The organism is Neorhizobium sp. LMR1-1-1.1, assembly GCF_040675795.1.
Lineage (GTDB): Bacteria > Pseudomonadota > Alphaproteobacteria > Rhizobiales > Rhizobiaceae > Neorhizobium > Neorhizobium cellulosilyticum.
On record NZ_JBEGHE010000058.1, the window covers coordinates 20,491 to 43,507 of the forward strand.

20 protein-coding genes are annotated in these 23,017 nt (G+C 59.6%); 13 read left to right on the forward strand and 7 right to left on the reverse strand.

Annotated features, from left to right (window positions below; all coding sequences use genetic code 11):
• Positions 1 to 54 precede the first annotated feature (54 nt).
• The 7 genes from MRBLMR1_RS25405 (at position 55) to MRBLMR1_RS25435 (ending at position 7,855) form a co-directional block, all read left to right on the forward strand.
• Positions 55 to 2,976 (forward strand): monovalent cation/H+ antiporter subunit A, encoded by a 2,922-nt coding sequence (locus MRBLMR1_RS25405; protein WP_183686383.1) that lies wholly within the window; start codon positions 55 to 57, stop codon positions 2,974 to 2,976.
• Positions 2,976 to 3,314, forward strand: a complete 339-nt coding sequence (locus MRBLMR1_RS25410; RefSeq protein ID WP_148147701.1) for a Na+/H+ antiporter subunit C — start codon at positions 2,976 to 2,978, stop codon at positions 3,312 to 3,314. The genes MRBLMR1_RS25405 and MRBLMR1_RS25410 overlap by 1 nt, the downstream gene beginning before the upstream one ends.
• A complete protein-coding gene (locus MRBLMR1_RS25415) occupies positions 3,311 to 4,933 on the forward strand; it encodes a monovalent cation/H+ antiporter subunit D (RefSeq protein WP_148147702.1) in 1,623 nt (540 codons plus the stop codon). The genes MRBLMR1_RS25410 and MRBLMR1_RS25415 overlap by 4 nt, the downstream gene beginning before the upstream one ends.
• Complete coding sequence (locus MRBLMR1_RS25420; RefSeq protein ID WP_500066933.1) at positions 4,933 to 5,409, forward strand: Na+/H+ antiporter subunit E; 477 nt, start codon at positions 4,933 to 4,935, stop codon at positions 5,407 to 5,409. Before MRBLMR1_RS25415 ends, MRBLMR1_RS25420 begins: the two co-directional genes overlap by 1 nt.
• On the forward strand, positions 5,406 to 5,687 hold the full coding sequence (locus MRBLMR1_RS25425; protein WP_112458800.1) for a K+/H+ antiporter subunit F: 282 nt from the start codon (positions 5,406 to 5,408) through the stop codon (positions 5,685 to 5,687). The genes MRBLMR1_RS25420 and MRBLMR1_RS25425 overlap by 4 nt, the downstream gene beginning before the upstream one ends.
• Positions 5,684 to 6,082 carry a monovalent cation/H(+) antiporter subunit G gene (gene mnhG, locus MRBLMR1_RS25430; protein WP_183686373.1) on the forward strand — a complete coding sequence of 133 codons (399 nt, stop codon included), beginning with the start codon at positions 5,684 to 5,686 and terminating at the stop codon, positions 6,080 to 6,082. The genes MRBLMR1_RS25425 and mnhG overlap by 4 nt, the downstream gene beginning before the upstream one ends.
• Before the next feature lie 375 nt (positions 6,083 to 6,457).
• A complete protein-coding gene (locus MRBLMR1_RS25435) occupies positions 6,458 to 7,855 on the forward strand; it encodes a hypothetical protein (protein WP_148147704.1) in 1,398 nt (465 codons plus the stop codon).
• A gap of 78 nt (positions 7,856 to 7,933) precedes the next feature.
• Here the strand turns inward: MRBLMR1_RS25435 and MRBLMR1_RS25440 are convergent, their stop codons facing one another.
• From MRBLMR1_RS25440 to ytfQ, 7 genes are all read right to left on the reverse strand, one after another.
• A complete protein-coding gene (locus tag MRBLMR1_RS25440) occupies positions 7,934 to 8,170 on the reverse strand; it encodes a hypothetical protein (RefSeq protein ID WP_148147705.1) in 237 nt (78 codons plus the stop codon).
• Between the two features lie 311 nt (positions 8,171 to 8,481).
• Complete coding sequence (locus tag MRBLMR1_RS25445) at positions 8,482 to 9,444, reverse strand: siderophore-interacting protein (protein ID WP_148147706.1); 963 nt, start codon at positions 9,442 to 9,444, stop codon at positions 8,482 to 8,484.
• Between the two features lie 59 nt (positions 9,445 to 9,503).
• Positions 9,504 to 10,286: a FadR/GntR family transcriptional regulator gene (locus MRBLMR1_RS25450; RefSeq protein ID WP_148147707.1), complete on the reverse strand. Its 783-nt coding sequence runs from the start codon at positions 10,284 to 10,286 to the stop codon at positions 9,504 to 9,506.
• Between the two features lie 2 nt (positions 10,287 to 10,288).
• On the reverse strand, positions 10,289 to 11,275 hold the full coding sequence (gene yjfF / locus MRBLMR1_RS25455) for a galactofuranose ABC transporter, permease protein YjfF (RefSeq protein WP_148147708.1): 987 nt from the start codon (positions 11,273 to 11,275) through the stop codon (positions 10,289 to 10,291).
• A complete protein-coding gene (locus MRBLMR1_RS25460) occupies positions 11,272 to 12,303 on the reverse strand; it encodes an ABC transporter permease (protein ID WP_183686371.1) in 1,032 nt (343 codons plus the stop codon). The genes yjfF and MRBLMR1_RS25460 overlap by 4 nt, the downstream gene beginning before the upstream one ends.
• Positions 12,303 to 13,829, reverse strand: a complete 1,527-nt coding sequence (locus MRBLMR1_RS25465) for a sugar ABC transporter ATP-binding protein (protein ID WP_148147710.1) — start codon at positions 13,827 to 13,829, stop codon at positions 12,303 to 12,305. The genes MRBLMR1_RS25460 and MRBLMR1_RS25465 overlap by 1 nt, the downstream gene beginning before the upstream one ends.
• A gap of 92 nt (positions 13,830 to 13,921) precedes the next feature.
• The gene (gene ytfQ / locus MRBLMR1_RS25470) at positions 13,922 to 14,890 is read right to left on the reverse strand and encodes a galactofuranose ABC transporter, galactofuranose-binding protein YtfQ (protein WP_373289457.1); all 969 of its coding nucleotides are present in this window, start codon (positions 14,888 to 14,890) and stop codon (positions 13,922 to 13,924) included.
• Positions 14,891 to 15,206: 316 nt separating this feature from the next.
• On the opposite strand from ytfQ, the gene araD1 reads away from it, so the two are divergent.
• The 6 genes from araD1 to mmsB all read left to right on the forward strand — a co-directional run bounded on the left by araD1 (position 15,207) and on the right by mmsB (position 22,942).
• Positions 15,207 to 16,199, forward strand: coding sequence for an AraD1 family protein (araD1, locus tag MRBLMR1_RS25475; protein WP_148147849.1), 993 nt, complete (start codon positions 15,207 to 15,209; stop codon positions 16,197 to 16,199).
• 11 nt (positions 16,200 to 16,210) lie between these two features.
• Positions 16,211 to 17,137 carry a Gfo/Idh/MocA family protein gene (locus tag MRBLMR1_RS25480; RefSeq protein WP_148147712.1) on the forward strand — a complete coding sequence of 309 codons (927 nt, stop codon included), beginning with the start codon at positions 16,211 to 16,213 and terminating at the stop codon, positions 17,135 to 17,137.
• Positions 17,138 to 17,139: 2 nt separating this feature from the next.
• Positions 17,140 to 18,969: an IlvD/Edd family dehydratase gene (locus MRBLMR1_RS25485; RefSeq protein ID WP_148147713.1), complete on the forward strand. Its 1,830-nt coding sequence runs from the start codon at positions 17,140 to 17,142 to the stop codon at positions 18,967 to 18,969.
• Positions 18,970 to 19,072: 103 nt separating this feature from the next.
• The gene (gene chvE, locus MRBLMR1_RS25490) at positions 19,073 to 20,134 is read left to right on the forward strand and encodes a multiple monosaccharide ABC transporter substrate-binding protein (RefSeq protein WP_148147714.1); all 1,062 of its coding nucleotides are present in this window, start codon (positions 19,073 to 19,075) and stop codon (positions 20,132 to 20,134) included.
• Positions 20,135 to 20,188: 54 nt separating this feature from the next.
• The gene (mmsA, locus tag MRBLMR1_RS25495) at positions 20,189 to 21,748 is read left to right on the forward strand and encodes a multiple monosaccharide ABC transporter ATP-binding protein (RefSeq protein ID WP_183686369.1); all 1,560 of its coding nucleotides are present in this window, start codon (positions 20,189 to 20,191) and stop codon (positions 21,746 to 21,748) included.
• A gap of 3 nt (positions 21,749 to 21,751) precedes the next feature.
• Entirely contained in the window at positions 21,752 to 22,942 is a 1,191-nt protein-coding gene (gene mmsB, locus MRBLMR1_RS25500) for a multiple monosaccharide ABC transporter permease (protein WP_148147716.1), read from the forward strand.
• The last annotated feature ends 75 nt before the right edge of the window (positions 22,943 to 23,017 follow it).

The window sequence follows — 23,017 nt, forward strand, 5'->3', positions numbered from 1 at the left end:
CATTACATGATAAAGGACTGAAATGCCTCGAGAATGAAGGGATGGGACATTGGGATAACGCTTGCGCCGCACTTTCTTGTCTTGCTGCTGGCCCTGCCGTTTATCGGAAGTCTCCTTTCCGTACTGCTCCTGAACACGGCATCGACGGCTTTGCCGTCGCGACTGGCCTCGCTGGTGGCGTTCGGCTGCCTCGCCATTACCGTGTTTGCCTATCCGCAGGTGACCGACGGCAATGTCCTTCGTTACACCATAGAATGGATCCCTCAGCTCGGGCTGAATTTTTCGCTGCGTCTGGACGGTTTCGCCTGGATGTTCTGCGTGCTGATCAACGGCATCGGCTTCCTGGTTACGGTTTACGCCCGCTACTACATGTCCGAGGAAGATCCGGTTCCGCGGTTCTTTTCCTTCTTTCTCGCATTCATGGGGGCGATGCTCGGCATCGTGCTTTCCGGCAATGTGATCCTGCTTTCAATCTTCTGGGAACTGACGAGCATCTCGTCCTTCCTTCTGATCAGCTACTGGAACAACTCGGCTGCGGCGCGCGATGGCGCCCGTATGGCCCTGACGATTACGGGTATCGGCGGTTTCTGCCTGCTGATCGGCCTTCTTCTGCTTGGCAATATTGTCGGCAGCTACGATCTCGACAAGATCCTCGCCTCAGGTGATCTGATCCGCAGTCACTCGCTCTATGTTCCGGCGCTGGTCTTCATCCTGCTCGGTGCGCTGACGAAAAGTGCGCAGTTTCCGTTTCATTTCTGGCTGCCGAATGCCATGGCGGCGCCCACGCCAGTGTCCGCCTTCCTTCATTCGGCAACCATGGTGAAGGCCGGGGTCTTCCTGCTGGCACGTTTTTCGCCCGCCCTTTCCGGTACCTACGAATGGTTCTTCATTCTGGGAGCCGCCGGCATTGTTACGCTTCTGCTCGGCGCATTTTTCGCGATCTTCCAGCAGGATCTGAAAGGGCTTCTCGCCTATTCGACCATCAGCCATCTCGGGCTGATCACTACGCTGCTTAGTCTCGGAAGTCCGCTGGCCACGGTGGCCGCGATCTTCCACATGCTCAACCACGCGACCTTCAAGGCATCGCTGTTCATGGCGGCTGGTATCATCGATCATGAGACCGGAACGCGCGACATGCGGCGATTAAGCGGGCTATTCCGCTATCTGCCCTATACAGCGACGCTTGCCATGGTGGCGAGCGCGGCTATGGCGGGCGTGCCGCTGCTCAACGGCTTCCTGTCAAAGGAAATGTTCTTCGCCGAGGCAATCGAGACGCATGCGGATTCGGTTCTCGACATCATCCTCCCCTATGTCGCAACGCTTGCCGGCGCGTTCAGCGTCGCCTATTCGCTGCGCTTCATCCATACGGTCTTCTTCGGTCCGTCGCCAACCAATCTGCCGAAGGATACGCCGCACGAACCGCCGCGCTGGATGCGTTTTCCGATCGAGCTGCTGGTCGTCATCTGCCTGATCGTCGGGATCGTGCCGGCATTTTCGGTCGGGCCGTTCCTGCATACAGCTGTGGTCAGCGTGCTCGGTACGCAGACGCCGGAATACAGCCTTTCCATGTGGCACGGCTTCAACCTGCCGCTGATCATGAGCCTTATCGCGCTTGTCGGTGGCGCGGCGCTCTATTTCGTCCTGAGCCATTATCTTGCGACCTGCGAGGACGGTCCTCCGCTGATCAGGCGGCTCAAGGGGCAGCGCATCTTCGAGCGCATTCTGGTCGAGGTTTCCTGGCGCTGGGCGCGCATGGCCGAGCAGCGGATCGGCACGCGCAATCTGCAGCCGCAATTGCGCTGGGTTGTCGTGACCGGTTTCCTGGCGGGACTGCTGCCGCTCTGGCATTCCGGTTTCGAGCCACGGACCTTCGTCTTTTCGGGCGTCGACAAGGTGTTTGCCGGCATCTGGCTGGTCGGTATCTGCCTTGCGCTCGGCACGGCCTATCTCGCCAAATACCACCGGCTTGCCGCACTGGTCATGTTGGGCGGCATCGGGCTTATCGTCTGCATCACGTTTGTCTGGCTTTCAGCTCCGGATCTCGCGATCACCCAGCTGCTGGTCGAGATCGTTACCACCGTTCTCATTCTTCTCGGCCTGCGCTGGCTGCCCAAGCGGACGGAGAAGATGGATGAATCAGTGACCTTCCGCGCCCGTTTCCGGCGTTTCCGCGACCTACTGATTGCGATCATCTGCGGTATCGGCATGACCTTCATTGCCTATGCCGTCATGACAATGCCGGTGCCGGATGCGATCGCGACCTACTTCCTGGAGAACGCCTATTCCGAAGGTGGTGGTCGCAATGTCGTCAACGTTATTCTCGTCGATTTCCGCGGGTTCGATACGCTCGGCGAAATCGTTGTTCTCGGCATCGTTGCACTCACCGTCTTCGCGCTTCTCCGCCGTTTCCGTCCGGCGCCTGACACGATGGTCATGCCTGAACAGCAGCGGATCCAGAACCGTTTTGATGAGGAGCGGCCGGAGCGGAACGCAGGCGATACGGTGCGCGAATACCTGCTCGTGCCATCGGTGATCATGCAGTGGATGTTCCCGGTCATCATCACCTTTGCCGTCTATCTCTTCATACGCGGGCATGATTTGCCGGGCGGCGGCTTCTCGGCCGGGTTGACGCTGTCGATCGCCTTCCTGCTGCAATATCTGGCGGGCGGTACGCGCTGGGCGGAAGACCGCATCCGCATCCTGCCACTCTGGTGGATGGGGCTCGGGCTGATCATCGCCACGCTCACGGGCATAGGCGCATGGTTCCTCGGCTATCCGTTCCTGACGTCCCATTCGCAGTATCTGACGCTGCCGCTCATCGGCAAGGTGCCGGCTGCAACGGCGTTGCTCTTCGATCTCGGGGTGTTCCTTCTGGTGGTAGGGTCGACGGTGCTTATTCTCGTCGCGCTTGCGCACCAGTCCATCCGCATAACCCGCCTTCGCACGATCGAGGCCGAAAAGGCGAAGGAGAGCTAATGGAGATCATCCTTTCCATCGCCATCGGCGTCATGACCAGTTGCGGCGTGTGGCTCATCCTGCGTCCGCGCACCTATCAAGTCATCATCGGGCTCTCGCTCCTGTCTTATGCAGTGAACCTGTTCATCTTCAGCGTCGGTGGCGTGAAGACGAATGTTCCGCCAATTCTGAGTGAAGGGGGCGGGCATGACCTTCTGGCCGATCCGGTGCCGCAGGCGCTGGTGCTGACCGCCATCGTCATCGGATTTGCAACGACGGCACTCTTCCTCGTTGTCCTGCTCGCTTCACGCGGCATGACCGGCACCGACCATGTGGACGGCAGAGGGGAGAAGCGATGAACGGCTGGTCGCATCACCTCATCATCGCACCGATCCTGATCCCGCTTGTGGCAGCGGCCATCCTGGTTGTCATCGATGAACGACAGCGCGTGACCAAGGCGATGGTAAGCCTCGTCTCGATGCTTCTGCTTCTGACGGTCGCCTTCATTCTTTTCCGCATCGAAAGCGGCCCGAACGGCTACGAAGGTGTCTATCTGCTCGGCAACTGGTCGGCGCCGTTCGGTATCGTTCTCGTGCTGGACGGCCTGTCTGCCCTGATGCTGCTTCTGACAGCGTCGGTCGCTGTCGCCGCACTCGTCTATTCGCTGGCGCGCTGGCATGCGATGGGCTCGCATTTTCATTCGATGTTCCAGTTGCTGCTGATGGGCGTGAACGGCGCTTTCCTGACCGGCGACCTGTTCAATCTCTTCGTTTTCTTCGAGGTGATGCTCGCGGCATCCTATGGTCTGTTGTTGCACGGTTCGGGTCAGCTGCGCGTCAAGGCCGGGATGCACTATATCGCGGTCAACCTTGCGGCAGCGCTGCTCTTCCTGATCGGCGTCAGCCTGATCTACGGCACGGCCGGCACGCTCAATATGGCGGATCTCGCGGCCCGTATTCCGGACATGGAAGCGGATCGCAGAATGCTGATGGAGGCGGGCGCCGGGGTGCTCGGCATTGCCTTCCTGATCAAGGCCGGCATGTGGCCGCTCTGCTTCTGGCTGCCCACGGCCTATAGCGCAGCTTCGGCCCCGGTTGCCGGCGTTTTTGCCATCCTCAGCAAGCTCGGCATCTATGTCATCCTGCGGCTGACCATGCTCCTCTTCGATAACGGGCCGTCGGCCGGCTTCGGTTCCACGGTGCTGCTCTATGGCGGCATGGCGACGCTGATCTTCGGTACGATCGGTATCCTGGCATCGCAAGCACTCGGCAGGTTGGCCGGCTTTTCGGTGCTTGTGTCTTCAGGCACGCTGCTGATGGTTCTCGGCATCAATGATGGTGCGGTGTCCTCGGGTGCGCTGCTTTATCTGGTCAGTTCGACGCTGACGATCAGCGCCTTCTTCATGCTGATCGAGCTTGTCGAACGAAGCCAGGATGCAGGCGCCAACGTTCTTGCCGTGACGATGGAAGCCTATGGCGATGCCGACGAGGACGAGCCGGAAGAGGGCGATGGTGTTACCATGCCCGGCACGATGGCGATCCTCGGTACCTGCTTTGCCATGTGCGGCATTCTTCTCTCCGGCCTGCCGCCGCTCTCGGGTTTCATCGCCAAGTTCGCCATGCTGTCGGCAATGATGGGCACCGGTGCGATCGGTGTTCCGCCAACTGCCCCCGTCTGGACGCTGATCATCCTCGTCATCCTGTCCGGTGTCGCAGCGCTGATTTCGATGACGCGCGTGGGTATCCGTACCTTCTGGACCTCGCTGGAAGGCGTAGTGCCAAGGGTTCTGGTGATCGAGATCGTGCCGGTGATGTTCCTTCTGGCGCTGACTCTGTTTCTGACGGTGCAGGCAAACTCGGCGATGCAGTATATGGATACGACCATCCGTACGCTCAGCAATCCGAGCCTCTATATCGACGCGGTGCGCAATGCGACGGTCGTGCCGGGTGTCGATGACGGCACAGGGGGGGGGCACTGATGCTTCCCTATCCGATCCTGACGATCTCGCTGACGCTGATGTGGATGCTGCTCAACAGCTTCACGCTCGGACATCTGATCCTCGGCGCGCTGGTTGCGGTATTTGCCTCCTGGGCGATGGCGTCGCTTAGGCCGGACAAACCGAAGCTGAACAAGTGGTACCTTCTGCCCAAGCTGTTCTTCATCGTGCTTTACGATATCGCGCTTTCCAACATCGCGGTGGCGTGGCTGATCATCCGGGGCCGAACGAAGGGTGGGAAGGCCGGTTTCCTGACGATCCCACTGGATGTCAAGGACCGCACCGCGCTGGCGCTTTTGGCGATCATCCTGACGAGCACGCCCGGATCAGTCTGGCTGGAATATGATTCCTATGACGGTTCGATCCTTATGCATGTGCTCAATCTCGATGAGGAAGAGCAGTGGATCGCAACGATCAAGAACCGCTATGAAAAGTTGCTGATGGAGATATTCGCATGAGTGCCGTCATCATCTATACCGCAGTCGCGATTGCGCAATTCATGCTTGTCGTCGCCATGGCGATCGCCGCAGTCCGGATGTTCCGCGGCCCGCGGGCGCAGGACCGGATCATCGGTCTCGACACGATCTATATCAACGCAATGCTGCTGCTCGTGACATTCGGCATCGGCACGGGTCGGGTTATCTATTTCGAGGCGGCGCTGGTGATCGGCCTGCTCGGGTTCGTTTCCACCGTGGCGCTGGCAAAATTCCTTATGCGCGGGGAGGTGATCGAATGATCTATCCTGCAGTAGACCTTCCCCTACCCGTCGCATTTGCGGTGGCTTTCTTCCTTCTCGTCGGCGCAGCTCTTGCGCTGATCGGTGCGATCGGTTTCCTGCGCCTGCCATCCTTCTACGAACGGCTGCATGCGCCGGCGCTTGGCACCAGCTGGGGTATCGGTGGCATCATGCTTGCATCGATGATCTATTTCACCGCCGCGTCTTCGCGGCTGGTCATCCATGAAATCCTGATCGGCATTTTCGTGACCTTCACAACGCCGATCACCTTCATGCTTCTGGCGCGTGCAGCCCTGCACCGGGATCGCACGGCCCGCAGCCATGGTGTTCCGCGCAAATATCCGATCGGCCCGGAAGAACGGCCCCGCGAGGATGACGAGTCGCAGGCTTCCTGACCTCAGGCGAGTTAGGTCGATCGTGCTTCGGACGCGCTTGGCTCACCGATCGCGAAGTCATGCCTGCCAAGGAATGCAGTTGCCCTAAAAATCACCACCGAGACGATCTGCCGCGTTGAGCGGCAATTCGTAATTGTGTGTATAGGGCATTAGCCTGCGTGAAACGCGCATTGTTTGCGTCGCAGCAGGCGCTTTCGCTCTTCGAATGCTGGACTTTTCCAATGTTATGCTGCAATGCAGCATTTCAGTGTTTGTCCTGCAGGCAGGGCATCGCCGCGTACTGCAGATTGTTGATATCACCGAATTCCTTTTCAAGATTTCTCGTCGTTCCGCACATGCGTGTCGGGTCGGAGCCTGTCCCGGAGTTATCCATCCATGAGCAAGGGTGCCTCAGCCGCAACGCTGCAAAAGCAGCAGGTTATCAGCTGGGCAGATGTACTTACCCTCACAGGTGCGTTTCTCTTCGTTCTTGCAAATGTGACCTCGGGGTCCGTATGGCTGCTCCGGGCTGCCGCTGCTCTGGCCACAGTGGCGGTGCTGTCGGATTGGAAACGGCTTGCGACGATTGCCAAAGTGTTCGTCACCGCCGGCTTCATACTCTGCGCAACGTCGGAATTTCTGCTTCCGGCCGGCAAGGCTGCGATCGTTGAGCGCGCGCTCTACCAAGGCGTCGGCTTCTCCTCGTTCCTGTCCGTGCTCGGCATACTGCGTTATGCGGTCGGACGTTCGGACATCATCAGGAATGCGGCGGAATATCTGATGAGCATGCCCGGCCGCAGACGTTACCAGGTGGTGAAGGTCGGCAGCCATCTGCTCAGCCTGCTCTTCAATATCGGTATCATCTCGCTGCTCGGACAAATGGTGGCGAAGGCGACCGAGGGCCAAGAGCGGCAGGGCGAGCGTCGTTCCATCCTGCTTGCGGCCATGCGCGGAACGGTTCTGATGACGATCTGGTCGCCGCTCGGTGTCGGTTTTGCCATCATCACCCAGTCCATTCCCAATCTCGCGCCGACGGCTTTTATCATTGCAGCCTTCGCGACTGCTGCGGCTTTGATCCTCGTGACGACATTCTTCCACACCGAGGTGACAGGCCAGACAATCAATGCTGTGCTCGACGACGGTGACAGGCCATCGGCCGGGCCGCTTGCGATAACGCTTTGCGCCTGCGTCGGGCTGTTTGGCGGCACGCTGGCGATCCACGCTGCGATCGATGTAAGTCCGCTTGTCGCCTCGCTGATCCTCCTGCCGCTGTTTGCTCTCGGCTGGATCGTTTACGAGCAGCGTGTGCCGATTTCGGGGCTTGGACGCGAGGTCAAAGGCATGGTCGGCAACATGTCGGTGATGCGGACGGAGAGTGCTATCTATCTCTCGGCCAGCGTCATCGGGGCAACGGCTGTCGTCTTCCTCGATGGCAGGGGAGATTTTCTGGCGGAGCTGAACCAGTTACCGCCTTCGGTGCTGGCAGGTCTGTGCATCGTGGCGATCGCGGCGAGCGCGCTTCTCTTCGTGCCGCATTCGATCGTGGTGGTGTTTCTCGCCCAGTTGTTCGGGGCAGCCGCCTTCGGCAATGCTCATCCGATGCTGCTGGCACTGGCGCTTTCGCTCGGCTGGGCGGCGGGGATCGCGCTTTCGCCGATCAGCGCGATGACGATTACCATGGCGCGCCTGACATCCACCTCGGCTACGACGATCGTCCTCAAATGGAACGGTGCATTCGCAGCGACCGTGATGGCCAGCTCGCTTCTGCTTGTGCTGGCCGTTTCATTCTTCTGAGTTCAGAAGAGCTTCCGCGGATGCGGGAACTCGATGATGGAGACGATGTTGCTCGCAGCACGTTGGCCCAGAGTTGGCTCAGAGCTCGCGATCAGCGATCTGCTGTTCGATCAGTTCGCGGGCGAGTTCGTGCGTGCCGTCTTCGTCATCGCCGGCCACCTCACTGATCTTGTCCATGGCAGAGAGGTAGATTTCCTTTTCCTCCTCGCCGGTCAGAATTCCCTTTTCGACCAGGGCGTCGATCAAGGAGTAGAAAACCGCCGCTGAAGAAAGCGTTATAGCCTCAGACATAAGTCTGGCGGATTCGTAAGTCATGCCCGCACCTCAATTATCCGATTCAGAAACACGCACTAAAGGGCGACCGCGACATTGCTGTGACGCCTCCACTTTGCGGCACTATTAGCTCCGCGAGCGCTCTTATTTAATGAAAAGTGCCCATTTTTCAGCTTTGAGCAAGCAAGAATACCAAGCGAGGTTACGGGGTAAGGTTAATTCGAGCAATTCCTGTGCTTGCGGGTATTAGGATACCTTAAAACAGGGACATCAAAAATTCCCGTGCATCCCGGCATGTCCGAGCGTGGCAAATCTCTCTACTGCCTCTGCTTTCAGAGGTTCCGCCCGGCTGCTCAATTCCAGTAGGCGGCGGCCGTGAAATCACGTTTCTGCATGCCGCGAGCGGTCAGGCATGCGCGCGCAACGCGTGCCTGATCTGCATGCCCTGCAAACCACACATAAGCGCCGTCGACCAAGTTGATAGCCTCCAGCGCCGGGATCAGATCGTCGACGGTCGAGACCCTGTGATCGGCGGCGAGTTCGCAGAGATCCTCACGGCTTGCCCTGATAAATGCGCGGACGTCGCCTGGGGCTTCCTGAAGGATCCGGATGATGGCCGGCACGGCGGTTTCATCGCCGAAAAGGAAAAGGTTGCGGCTTTCGGGGCAGCCGCCGCCGCCCGGACCGATGATGCCGATCGTCCGTCCGACCGGATCTTCCGCCAGCCAGGCGGATGTCGGGCTGCCAGCGTGTTCGAAGATGTCGAATTCGAGCCAGTTCTGGCCATAAGCCACGGTGGTGTAGACGGGCCGGTGCAGGGCGTCGTCACCCTCTGGCCATACGGTGCGGCCGGATGCAGCGATGCGCGGCCAGCAGGGTGGGCGGCCCTTGCGGGGGATAAGGAGGCGGAAGTGGTAGCTGCAGCCTTCCCCAAAACGTTCCGTATCGTGCCCTTCGAGGCGCACGCGGGTGAAGCCGGGCGACCGTTTGGTGATGGATGCGACCTGCATCAGCGACATGCCGGGTGCGAGCGCGCCTTCGGCCACTTCATCCCATTTCGGGCAGAGGAGACATTCTTCGAAAAGCTCGGTCAGGCTGCCCTGAAGGGTCTGCAGCAGACGCTGTTCGGGCGACGAGATCTCGATCGTGACGCCGGTTTCGTCCGGATAAAGCGTTGCCTTGGAATTCCAGACATGGAAGCAGAAACCTTTTGCTTCCCGCGTCAGCGGCACTTCCCACTCGGCTGCGCGTTTCTTCAGCGCATCGATTGCGGCACCGTTGTCACGGGTAATGCGGCCTCGGGTCTGGTGAAGCATGGCGGTTGTCCGGAATATCTATCGTCTCCCCGGACTAAGATCATTCATGAGTTATGAAGTCAACTATTGTCGACCGTGACAGGCTTGCGGGTGTCGATCGCGTTCTTATCCGAGCCGCGGAGCGATCCGCGAATACGGCTCTTGCCGACCTCGATCACATGCCGCATTGCCGACATCGCCTTGGCCGGATCACGCGAGGCGATGGCATGGACGATCCGCAAATGGTTGGTCGCCACCTCGTCGATTGTTTCCGGTGAAGCGGCGGGGGACGAGAGTTCGAACGAAATCGCGAGTGCCGCTTCGATCAGTGCGCTCGCCGAACGCATGAACGGGTTACCGGACATGCGGGCGATGGCCAGATGGAATTCGAGATCCACCTTTGCGATCGATTCCGGCGTGTGGTTGAGGTTGTCGAATTTCGCCGCGATCGCATAGAGCGCGACGATGTCGTCGCTTGTGGCACGGGCCGCAGCTGCGGAGGCTGCTGCCGGTTCAAGGGCAAGGCGGATCTCGGCAAGATGTTCGATGAATTCGTAATCCAGCCCGCTCTCGAAACGCCAGCCGAGGACATCCGAATCAAAGAAATTCCAGCTGTCCCGCGGCAGCACGCGCGTGCCGACCTTTGCCTTTGCTTCGATCAACCGTTTGGCGGAAAGCGTCTTCATCGCCTCGCGCAGAACGGTGCGGGAGACGCCGAAACGGCCCGAAAGCTCCGCATCGCCGGGCAGGAGCGAGCCTTCCGGTATCTTGCCGGAGACGATACCGCGCCCGAGCTCGGCGACCACATGGGCGTGGTTGCCGCGCCGCTTCCGGCCGCTGATGGTCGTTTCCAGAAGACCCAAAATCAAACTTCCTTCAATTGTCGTACCGCAAGTCGGCGGTCCGAATACCAGATGATGGTGCGCTGCAACACAATGAATACGAATAACAGTATGCCGATGACGATTTTCGTCCACCAGGAGGACAGCGTTCCGTCGAAGACGATGTAGGTCTGGATCAGCCCCTGCAGCAGGATGCCGATGAAGGTGCCGGCGATCAGACCGACGCCGCCGGTCAGAAGCGTGCCGCCGATGACGACTGCGGCAATCGCATCGAGTTCCACGCCGACCGTCGCCAGCGAATAACCGGACGACGTGTAAAGTGTATAGACGATGCCGGCGAGGCCGGAGAGGAAGCCCGACAGGGCGTATATGCGGATCGTCGTCGCACCCACCGGCACGCCCATCAGTTCCGCCGACTGGATGTTGCCGCCGATTGCGTAGACGTTGGCGCCGAAACGGGTGCGGGAGGCGACGATGATGCCGACGGCAAAGACGATCAGCATGACCATCGCAAGCAGCGTCAGCCGGCCGCCGCCGGGGAAGCGGATGTAGAAGCCGAGCATGGTGTCGATGAATTCGTGGGTAATCGGCACGGATTGGGTGGAGACGAGGTAGGCAGCGCCACGCGCAAGGAACATGCCGGCAAGCGTCACCACGAAAGGCGGGATCATCAGGTAGCGGATCATCGCCCCCATCAGGCAGCCGAACAGGGTCGAGATGACCAGTGCCGCGAGAAAGGCGGTGAGCGGATGCACGCCGAAGGAGCCGACCAAAACGGCGACAAAGACGCTGGTGAAGGCGATGACCGAGCCGACCGAAAGATCGATGCCGCCCGACAGGATGACGAAGGTCATCCCTACTGCTGCGATGCCCAAAAAGGCGTTGTCGGTCAGAAGGTTGCCGATTACCCGCGTCGACAGCATGTTGGGAAACTGCAGGATGCAGAGCCCGTAGGCGATGACGAAGATCGCCAGCGTGGTGACGAAGGGCAGGTTGCGGGCATGGATCATCGTGTCGCCTCCTTCGTGCCGTGGTTGAGCTTGCCACTTCGCCGGGTGGCCTTGATGAAACCGAAGAGGGTCATGATTGCCGGCGATTGCAGTGTCAGCACCACGATGATGATGCCTGCCTTGATGATCAGGTTGAATTCCGGCGGAAAGCCCGAAACGAGAATACCGGTATTGATCGACTGGATGATCAATGCGCCGATCAGCGAGGCGGTGATCGAGAAACGTCCGCCATTGAGCGACGTGCCGCCGACGACGACTGCAAGGATGGCATCGAGTTCCAGCCAAAGACCGGCATTGTTGGCGTCGGCGCCTCGAATGTCGGCGGTGACGATCATGCCGGCAATGGCGGCGCAGAGGCCGGAAATCGCATAGGCCGAGAAGAGCAGGAAGCGGGCGCGCACGCCGGCAAGGCTTGCCGCGCGGCGGTTGATGCCGGTCGCCTCGATCAGGAAGCCGAGGGCGGTGCGCCGCATTAGAAGGCCGATGATAAGTGCGGTTCCGACCCAGAGATAGATCGGGATCGGAATGCCGGCGAGTGAGCCGGAGCCGAGTGCTGCGAACGTGTCGTCGTTAAACGTAAGGATGACGCCCTCGGTGATCAGCTGGGCAATGCCGCGACCGGCGACCATCAGGATCAGCGTGGCGATGATCGGCTGGATGTCGAGGACGGCGACGAGTATGCCGTTCCATAGACCGCAGACAATGCCGACACCGAGAGATACGGCGATGACGACCGGGAGGGAATAACCGTCACTGATCAGCGTTGCGGCGACAGCGCCGCATATGGCGATCACGGCGCCGATCGAAAGGTCGATGCCGCGTGTTGCAATCACCAATGTCATGCCGACCGTGAGGAGCGCGACGGGGGCAGCGCGCACCAGAATGTCGATCAGGCTGCCGTAAAGCCGCCCGTTCTGGACGGAAATCGTCAGGAAGCCGGGTGCGATGAGGCTGATAATGCCGAGAATGATGGCGAGCGCGACAAGCTGTGGTGCCAGGCGACGTAGACGGCGGGTAAACCAGGTCATTATGCGGCCTCCGTTTCGCCGGTGCCGGCAATCGCCCTTATGATGCCGTCGGTGGTCAGTTGGCGGCCCGAAAGCTCAGCCACATGGCGGCGGTCGGACAGCACGATGACGCGGTGCGCCACTGCCGTGAGTTCCTCTAGTTCGGAGGAAATGACAACCAGTGACATGCCTTCTGCACACAGTCTTTCGATCATTTTCAGGATTTCCGCATGGGCGCCGATATCGATGCCGCGGGTCGGCTCGTCGAGGATGAGCAGTCGCGGTTCGGTTACCAGCCAGCGGGCAAGGATCGCCTTCTGCTGGTTGCCGCCGGAGAGAAACTTGATCGGCCGTTCGCGGTCCGCGGGGCGAATGTCGAGAGACTTGATGAAGCTGTCGGCGAGTTCGCGCTTCTGGGCTGACGAGATCGGCCGCATCCAGCCGCGCTGCGCCTGCAGCGCCAGCACGATATTGTCTGCCACCGACAGGTCGCCGACGATGCCATCCGTCTTGCGTTCTTCCGGACAGAAACCGAAGCGGTTGGCGATAGCGGCTTCCGGCGAGGCGATTGAGACCTGTTGGCCATCGATCGTGGCGGTGCCGCTGTCGGCGCGGTCGATGCCGAAAAGCAGAAAAGCGGTCTCGCTGCGGCCGGAACCAAGCAGGCCTGCAATGCCGACGACCTCGCCCGGCCTGATATCGAGATCGAAGGGCGCGACGCTGCCCTTCTTGCCGTAATTCTGGAACTGGATCGATGGCGCGCCGCGATCGTCGATGGTTTCCGGCTCTGCCTGATGATCGCGGGTGATGTGCTGCAGCTCGCGGCCGAGCATCATCGAGATCAGATCGAGGCGCGGCAGTTCCGAGATTGCGCGGCTTCCGACCAGCCGGCCATTGCGCAGCACGGTGACGCGATCGGCGATCTCGTAAACCTGATCGAGGAAATGGGTGATGATGACGATGCCGACGCCGTCTTCGCGCAGCTGGCGCAGAACGGTGAAAAGGCCTTTCACCTCGTTGGCATCAAGGCTTGCCGTCGGTTCGTCGAGAACCAGGACCTTGCCGGAAAGATCGACGGCGCGGGCAATCGCGATGATCTGGCGGAACGCGACGGAATAGGAAGAAAGAAGCGCATCGACGTCGATATTGAGGCCATATCGCTCAAGCAGAGTTCTGGAGCGCTCGCGCATGGTGCGGCGGTCAATCATGCCGAAACGGCGCGGCTGGCGGCCGAGAAACAGGTTTTCCGCTACCGTGAGGTTCTCCAGAAGATTTACCTCCTGGTAGACGGTCCCGATGCCGAGCGCCTGTGCGGCGGCGACATCATCCGGGGAGACCTCGTTGCCTTCAAGATAGATCGTGCCCCGATCGCGGCGATAGACACCGGTCAGGATCTTGATCAGTGTCGATTTGCCCGCGCCGTTTTCGCCAAGAAGCGCATGAATCTCGCCCTGCTGAAGGGTGAAATCGACGTCTTCAAGGGCGGATATGCCGAAAAAGGATTTGCCGATGCCTCGGGCTTCGAGAAGAGCGTGTGGTGCTGACATGTCTTCGTCCCGCATGCTGATGAGAAACCGAAGCGGGAAATCCCGCTCCGGTCATTGATCCTGTCCGGCTTAGAGCGCCGGACAGCGGGAGATCAGTAGCCGAGGCCTTTCTTGGCTTCGTAGACCTTCATCGGATCGTCCTTCTGAGTGTAGAGCTTGGACTCAGTCTGGATCCACTTCTTCGGTTCCTTCTTGTCCTTCAGATAGGCTTCCAAAGCATCGAAGGCGGGGCCGGCCATGTTCGGCGTCAGTTCGACGGTCGCGTTGGCTTCACCCTTGGCCATAGCCTGGAAGATATCCGGCACGGCGTCGATCGAGACGATCTTGATGTCGGTGCCCGGCTTCAGGCCGGCTTCCTTGATCGCCTGGATGGCGCCGACAGCCATGTCGTCATTATGGGCGTAAACGGCACAGATATCCTTGCCGCCGCCTTCCGCCTTGATGAAGCTTTCCATGACTTCCTTGCCCTTGGTGCGGGTGAAGTCGCCGGTCTGCGAGCGCACGATCTTGATGTTGGACGCAGCCTTGATGCCTTCCTCAAAGCCCTTCTTGCGGTTGATTGCCGGTGAAGAGCCGGTCGTGCCCTGAAGCTCGACGACCTTGCAGTCCTTGGAGCCGACGTCCTTGGCAAGCCATTCGCCGGCGACCTTGCCTTCGAAGACCTGGTCGGAGGTTACGGCGGTAAGATAGAGATCCTTGGGGGACTCGATTTCGCGGTCGAGAAGAATGACCGGGATTTTCTCTTCCTTGGCTTCCTTCAGAACCGCATCCCAGCCGGTGGCGACTACCGGAGCGATCAGGATGGCGTCGACGCCCTGGGCAATGAAGCCGCGGATCGCCTTGATCTGGTTTTCCTGCTTTTGCTGGGCGTCAGCAAATTTCAGCGTAACGCCACGCTTTTCGGCTTCCTGCTTGGTCACAGTCGTTTCGGCTGCGCGCCAGCCGGATTCAGATCCGATCTGCGAGAAGCCGACTGTCAGTGATTTTGCGGAAACGCCGGATGCAAGAGTTGCAAAAATAGCGGCAGCAGTTGCCGCGACGAGAGCTTTTTTCATCTTAATCCTCCCAGAGATGATGAAGCAAACTGGCGAGGCAAGGATTGGCATATAATAATACTTTTTCAACCCCCAATTTCACGACTTGCCGAAAATTCGATCAAACTGTCGGAAATGTTGGCGAATTGCGTGTATTGGTTGGGCCTATAGCCTGAAAATTGACCAATGCCGATTTACCTTTACGGAAAAAGACGTTCTTGACATCGGCAACGCAAATCCAATAGTCGTATTTTTGAAAGATGTCAGGTCCGCGACCTGATAGGAGGACTGCATGGCCTGTGGAGGCGCCATGTCAAATCAGACAAAATGGATGACGGGTTTGATGCTGAGAATTCTGCAGATTGCCGATGACGCTGGTGCAACCAAGGTTGTTGCATGGGAGGGGCAGGGCTCCGGCCATGTCGTCAATGGTGTGACTTCGACCTATGATCTGGCGATGCAGGCGATTGCTGCGGGCCGCAGTCTTGCGGCGCAGATCGAAGCGCTCGGCTTTGGTGCAGATATCGATGTCGAGCTTGCCGCACGCGACGGCCGTATCGGTCTGCCGATCTCGCATCCCGATCCCGCTCATTTCATCGTTGCCGGCACAGGTCTGACGCATCTCGGTTCGGCCGATGGTCGCGACAAGATGCACAAGGCCGCTCAGGCTGAAGACAAGCCGACCGATTCCATGCGCATGTTCCTGTCGGGCGTCGAAGGCGGCAAGCCTGCCCCAGGCCAGATTGGTGCGCAGCCGGAATGGTTCTACAAGGGCAATGGCTCGCAACTCAGGTCCACCGGCTCCGATCTCGTCTCGCCTTCCTTCGCGCTCGATGGTGGCGAAGAGCCGGAACTTGCCGGCATCTATCTGATCGGTCCTGATGGCACGCCCTTCCGCGTCGGTTTCTGTCTCGCCAACGAGTTTTCCGATCACGTGACCGAGAAGGGCAACTATCTGTGGCTCGCTCATTCGAAGCTGCGTCAGGCGTCGCTCGGGCCGGAGCTGCTGATCGGCGATCTGCCGGATCACGTCGAGGGCACGTCGCGCATCCGCCGCGGCGATCAGGTCATCTTCGAGAAGCCCTTCCTGTCGGGCGAAGCCAACATGTCGCACTCGATCGCCAATCTCGAATACCATAACTTCAAATACGACATCTTCCGCGCGCCGGGCGACCTGCACGTTCATTTCTTCGGCACGGCTACCTTGTCCGTCTCGCACGGCATCAAGACCGAAGAAGGTGATGTGTTTGAGATCGATGCTGCGCCCTTCAAGCTGCCGCTCGTCAACCGTCTGACCGTCGCCGCGGCGATGTCGGTTGACGTGCGCAAGCTTTAAGGAAAATTGACATGAGCAAAATTCGTCTCGGCATCGTCGGGCTTGGAAAGATCGCCAGGGATCAGCATCTCGGCGCGATCGAATCGACCGACGGTATCGAACTGACGGCTGTCGCCAGCCGTAACGCCAAGCTGGAAGGCGTTCACTGCTTTCACGACATCGATGCCATGCTGGCATCCGGCGTCGAACTGGATGCTATCTCGCTCTGCACTCCGCCGCAGGGCCGCTTCGCGCAGGCCAAGGCCGCGATCGAGGCTGGCAAGCATGTGATGCTGGAAAAGCCGCCGGGCGCCACATTGTCTGAAGTGTTTGCGCTGGAAAAGCTGGCCAAGTCGAAAGGCCTGAGCCTGTTTGCCACATGGCACTCCCGCGGTGCCGCAGGCGTCGAACCGGCGCGAGCATTGCTTGCCAAGCGCAAGATCAAGAGCGCTTCGGTTGCGTGGAAGGAAGATGTTCGTCACTGGCATCCGGGGCAGGCCTGGATCTGGGAGCCGGGTGGTCTCGGCGTGTTCGATCCGGGCATCAACGCGCTGTCGATCGTCACGCGCATCATGCCGGAGACGTTTCATCTCACCCATTCGGACCTGACCATTCCGTCCAATCGCGCAGCGCCGATTGCCGCTAACCTGACGTTTGAAACCGCGTCCGGCCTGCCGATTACGGCTGAGTTCGACTGGCGCCAGACCGGCCCGCAGACCTGGGACATTCGCGTCGAGACGGAAGAAGGCTCGGTCGTGCTGACCCATGGCGGCAGCCGTCTGATCGTCGATGGCGAGGCGCAGATCGTCGAGGAAGACCGCGAATATCGCAATCTCTACCGGGATTTCGTTGCGCTCGTCTCCAAGGGCGAGAGCGATACCGACTTTTCGCCGCTGGTGCATGTGGCCGATGCCTTCATGCTGGGCCGGCGCATCGAAACTGAAGCATTCGAGGACTGACAATGGCAGATCACGGCAAAACCCCGTCCAACGAGATTGCAACCACGGTTAAGCGTAAACTTCGTTCGCGCGCCTGGTTCGACAATCCCGACAATGTCGACATGACGGCGCTCTATCTGGAGCGATACATGAATTTTGGCCTCAGCCAGGCCGAACTTCAGTCCGATCGCCCGATCATCGGCATTGCGCAGACCGGTTCCGACCTGTCGCCCTGCAACCGTCATCACCTCGAACTGGCCAATCGCCTGCGCGAGGGCATTCGCGAAGCCGGCGGTATCGCGATCGAATTCCCAGTCCACCCGATCCAGGAAACCGGCAAGCGCCCGACTGCGGGCCTCGACCGTAACCTTGCCTATCTCGGCCTCGTCGAGGTTCTCTACGGCTATCCGCTTGATGGCGTCGTGCTGACGATCGGCTGCGACAAGACCACGCCGGCTTGTCTTATGGCGGCGGCCACCGTGAACATTCCCTCGATCGCCCTTTCCGTCGGCCCGATGCTGAACGGCTGGTTCCGTGGCGAGCGTACCGGTTCGGGCACGATCGTCTGGAAGGCACGCGAACTGCTGGCCAAGGGCGAAATCGATTATGCCGGCTTCGTCAAGCTGGTTGCTTCGTCGGCTCCGTCGACCGGCTATTGCAACACGATGGGTACGGCGACCACGATGAACTCGCTTGCCGAAGCGCTCGGCATGCAGCTTCCGGGTTCGGCCGCCATCCCGGCGCCTTACCGCGATCGTCAGGAAGTCTCCTATCTGACCGGCCTGCGTATCGTCGAGATGGTCAAGGAAGACCTGAAGCCGTCCGACATCCTGACCAAGGACGCCTTCGTCAACGCCATCCGTGTCAACTCGGCGATCGGCGGTTCGACCAATGCGCCGATCCACCTCAACGCGCTTGCCCGCCATATCGGCGTGGAACTGACGGTCGACGACTGGCAGACCTATGGCGAAGAGGTTCCGCTTCTCGTCAACCTGCAGCCGGCCGGTGAATATCTCGGTGAAGACTATTATCATGCAGGCGGCGTTCCGGCCGTCGTTAACCAGCTGATGGGCCAGGGCCTGATCAACGAGGACGCGATCACGGTCAACGGCAAGACGATCGGTGAGAACTGTCGCGGGGCGATCATCGAGGATGACAAGGTCATCAAGCGCTATGACGAGCCGCTGAAGGCGCGCGCCGGTTTCCGCGTGCTGCGCGGCAACCTATTCTCGTCGGCGATCATGAAGACCAGCGTCATCTCGCCGGAATTCCGCGAGCGTTACTTGTCGAACCCGAGCGACCCGGAAGCCTTCGAAGGCAAGGCCGTGGTGTTCGACGGTCCGGAGGATTACCACCATCGCATCGACGATCCGTCTCTTGGCATCGACGAACACACGGTTCTGTTCATGCGCGGTGCCGGCCCGATCGGTTATCCGGGTGCTGCGGAAGTGGTCAACATGCGTGCGCCGGATTACCTTCTGAAGCGTGGCATCAGCTCGCTCGCCTGCATCGGTGACGGTCGCCAGTCCGGCACGTCGGGCAGCCCCTCGATCCTCAATGCTTCTCCGGAAGCGGCGGCAGGTGGCGGCCTGGCGCTTCTGAAGACAGGTGACCGGGTACGTATCGACCTTGGCCGCGGCGAAGCGAATATCCTGATTTCCGACGAAGAGCTTTCCGCACGTCGCCGCGAGTTGGAAGCTAATGGCGGTTATCATTATCCCAAGCACCAGACGCCTTGGCAGGAGATCCAGCGCGGCATTGTCGGGCAGATGGAGACCGGTGCGGTTCTTGAGCCGGCTGTCAAATACCAGCGCATTGCGCAGACCGAAGGTCTGCCGCGCGACAATCACTGACCTTTAAAGGCAGGCGCCCTTTCTAAGGTCGTGAGGGCGGCGAGGAGCCGGCCCAAATAAACTCGGTGGCCCGTTGGGGGCCACCGTTACGGAGGAGTGTACAATGAAAATACTTAAATTGCTTGCTTCGGCGGCGATGATGGCTTCGATCGCCTTCGCTGCGCCCGCATTCTCGCAGGACAAAGGCCTCGTCGGCGTTGCCATGCCGACCAAGTCCTCGGCCCGCTGGATCGCGGATGGCGACAACATGATCAAGGTTCTTCAGGAGCGCGGCTACACCACCGATCTCCAGTATGCCGAAGACGACATTCCGAACCAGCTTTCCCAGATCGAAAACATGATCACCAAGGGCGCCAAGGTGCTCGTGGTCGCTTCGATCGACGGCACCACACTGTCTGACGTGCTTGCCCAGGCTCATAATGCCGGCATCAAGGTCATCGCCTATGACCGCCTGATCCGTGACACCCCGAATGTCGACTATTACGCAACCTTCGACAACTTCCAGGTCGGCGTTCTGCAGGCAACGACGTTGGTCAAGGCGCTCAAGGCCGACACCGAAAAGGGTCCGTTCAACATCGAGCTTTTCGGTGGTTCGCCGGACGACAACAACGCTTACTTCTTCTATGACGGCGCCATGAGCGTGCTGCAGCCGCTGATCGACAAGGGCACCCTCGTTGTCGGTTCCGGCCAGACCGGCATGGACAAGGTCGCCACCCTTCGCTGGGATCCGGCTACCGCCCAGGCCCGTATGGACGCCATCCTGTCCTCGACCTATTCCGACAAGAAGCTGAATGCCGTTCTGTCTCCTTATGACGGTCTGTCGATCGGTATCCTGTCGTCGGTCAAGGGCGTTGGATACGGTTCCGGCGATATGCCGATGCCGTTCGTTTCCGGTCAGGACGCCGAAGTTCCTTCGGTCAAGTCGATCATTGCCGGCGAACAGTATTCGACCATCTTCAAGGACACCCGCGATCTCGCCAAGGTCACCGTCGACATGGTCGATGCCGTCATGAGCGGCAAGGAGCCTGAGGTCAACGACACCAAGACCTACAATAACGGTAACAAGGTCGTTCCGTCCTACCTTCTGAAGCCGGTTGCCATCGACAAGACCAATGTCGATGTTCTGGTCAAGAGCGGTTACTACACCGAAGCACAGATCAAGTAATCATCCAGGCCGCGCGGCGACCTGCCGCGCGGCTTTTTCATATTGGGAGTCGTCATGCTTGATCCCGTATTATCCGCGGCGGAAAAGCCGCCTATTCTCGAAATGCGGGGCATTTCGAAGAGTTTTGGCGCCGTGAAGGCGCTTTCCGATGTCAGCTTCACCGTTCGGGAAGGCGAGATTCATGCTCTCGTCGGCGAAAACGGTGCCGGCAAGTCGACGCTGATGAAGGTTCTCTCGGGTGTCTACCCGCATGGGTCCTACGAGGGATCGATCCTCTTTGGCGGCGAAGAACGCCAGTTCCGCGACATCAACGATTCCGAAAAGCTCGGCATCATCATCATTCACCAGGAGCTCGCGCTCATTCCGCTGATGTCGATCGCGGAAAACATCTTTCTGGCCAATGCACCATCCAAGTTCGGCGTGATTGATCGCGATGAGCGTTACATTCGCACAAAGGAACTGCTCGCCAAGGTAGGTCTGACCGAAGCACCGGAAACGCTGATCACCAATCTCGGCGTCGGCAAGCAGCAGCTCGTCGAGATCGCCAAGGCACTGTCGAAGGACGTGCGCCTGCTGATCCTCGATGAGCCGACCGCATCCCTCAACGAAACAGACAGTGCCGCTCTTCTCGAGTTGCTAAAGGAATTCCGCCGGCGCGGCATTACCTCGATCATGATCAGCCACAAGCTGAACGAGATCACCGAAGTCGCCGATCGCATCACGGTTCTGCGCGACGGCCGTACCGTCGGCACGCTCGATTGTCATGAAGGCGCAGTCGACGAAGACGAGATCGTGCGCCGCATGGTCGATCGCGATCTCGAAAGCCGTTATCCGGCCCGCACACCGAAGATCGGCGATGTGATTTTCGAAGTCGAGAACTGGTCTGTCTACCACCCGCAGCATTCCAGCCGGCAGATGGTCAAGAATGTCTCGATGAAGGTTCGGGCAGGCGAAGTTGTCGGCATATCGGGCCTGATGGGTGCAGGGCGTACCGAGTTCGCGATGAGCGTGTTCGGCCGCGCCTATGGTCGCGACATCACCGGAACCGTGAAGATCCACGGAAAAGAGGCCGATACGTCGAACGTCCACCGGGCTATCAAGGCAGGCCTGGCCTATGTCACCGAGGACCGTAAGCAGCTCGGTCTGATCCTTGCCGAGGACATCCGCAAGAATGTCTCGCTTGCGCATCTCGGCGGCGTGGCGTCCAGCGGTGTCATCGACGACATAAGGGAAATGAAGGTGGCGCAGGAATTCCGTACACGCATGCGGATCCGCAGCCACAACGTCTATCAGGAAACCGGAAAACTTTCGGGCGGCAACCAGCAGAAGGTGGTGCTGTCGAAATGGCTGTTCACCGGCCCCGACATCCTGATCCTCGACGAACCGACGCGCGGCATCGATGTCGGCGCGAAATACGAAATCTATTCGATCATCAACGAACTTGCGGATGCCGGTAAGGCCGTCGTCGTGATCTCGTCGGAAATGCCGGAATTGATCGGCACCTGCGACAGGATCATGGTCATGCATGAGGGCGAATTCGTCGGCGAAGTGGCCGGCGAAGAGGCCACGCAGGAAAATATCATGCGCGCCATCATGCGCCGCAAAGGGAGATAACCCATGAGCACACCACAGGAAGCAGTAGTGGCTCCGAAAGCGGGCACCGGTTTCTGGAAGGACAATCTGCGCGATTACGGCATGCTGATCTCGCTTGTCGTCATCGTCATATTCTTCCAGTTCGCCACCGGCGGCATTCTCCTGAAGCCGCTCAACGTCACCAATATCGTGCTGCAGAACGCCTATATCGTCATCATGGCGCTCGGCATGCTGATGATCATCGTTACCGGCCATATCGACCTTTCGGTCGGTTCGGTTGCCGGCTTCATCGGCGGGTTGGCGGGTTTGTTGATGGTCCGATGGGGCATCAACCTGCCGCTCGCCATCCTCACCTGCCTGGTGGTCGGCGGCATTATCGGCGGTATCCAGGGCTATTTCGTTGCCTATTTCAAGATTCCGTCCTTCATCGTGACGCTTGCCGGCATGCTCGTCTTCCGCGGCTTCATGATTGCCATTCTCGGCAGCCAGGCGATCGGTCCATTCCCGCCGATCTTCCAGAAACTGTCCTCCGGCTATATGGTCGAGCTGATCTCGTCGGATGGCGGCATCTATGTAACCTCCTTCATTATCGGGTTGGCCGTTGCCATCTTGATGATCTGGCAGAATTTCCGTAGCCGCGCGCGCCGCGTCCTGCATGGCGTCGAAAGCGAACCGATGGCTTTCTTCGTCGCCAAGAACGTTCTGGTGTTCGCCGCGATCGCTTTCGTCGCCTATCTGATCTCGTCGCATCGCGGCCTGCCGAATGTGATGATCATCATGGCAGTGCTAATCGTTGCCTATGGCTTCTTCACCAACCGCACGATCCTCGGCCGGCAGATCTATGCCGTCGGCGGTAACGCCCGCGCGGCTGAACTGTCGGGCATCAAGACGACGCGTCTGGTTTTCTGGACCTTCGTCAACATGGGCGTGCTGGCAGCACTTGCCGGTCTCGTCGTTGCAGCACGCCTCAACAGCGCCACACCGAAGGCCGGTACCGGCTTCGAACTCGACGTCATCGCGGCCTGCTTCATCGGCGGCGCATCGGCCTATGGCGGTGTCGGCAAGGTGACGGGTGCCGTGATCGGCGCGTTCCTGATGGGCGTGATGAACAACGGCATGTCCATCCTCGGCATCGGCATCGATTACCAGCAGGTGATCAAGGGCCTGGTCCTGCTCGGCGCGGTCTGCGTCGATGTGTATAACCAGCGGCGATAGGCCGGTTCGCATTTCCGAATTGGAAAAGGGGCTTCTCGGTGCCCCTTTCTGTTTGAAAGGCGACTTACAAAACTC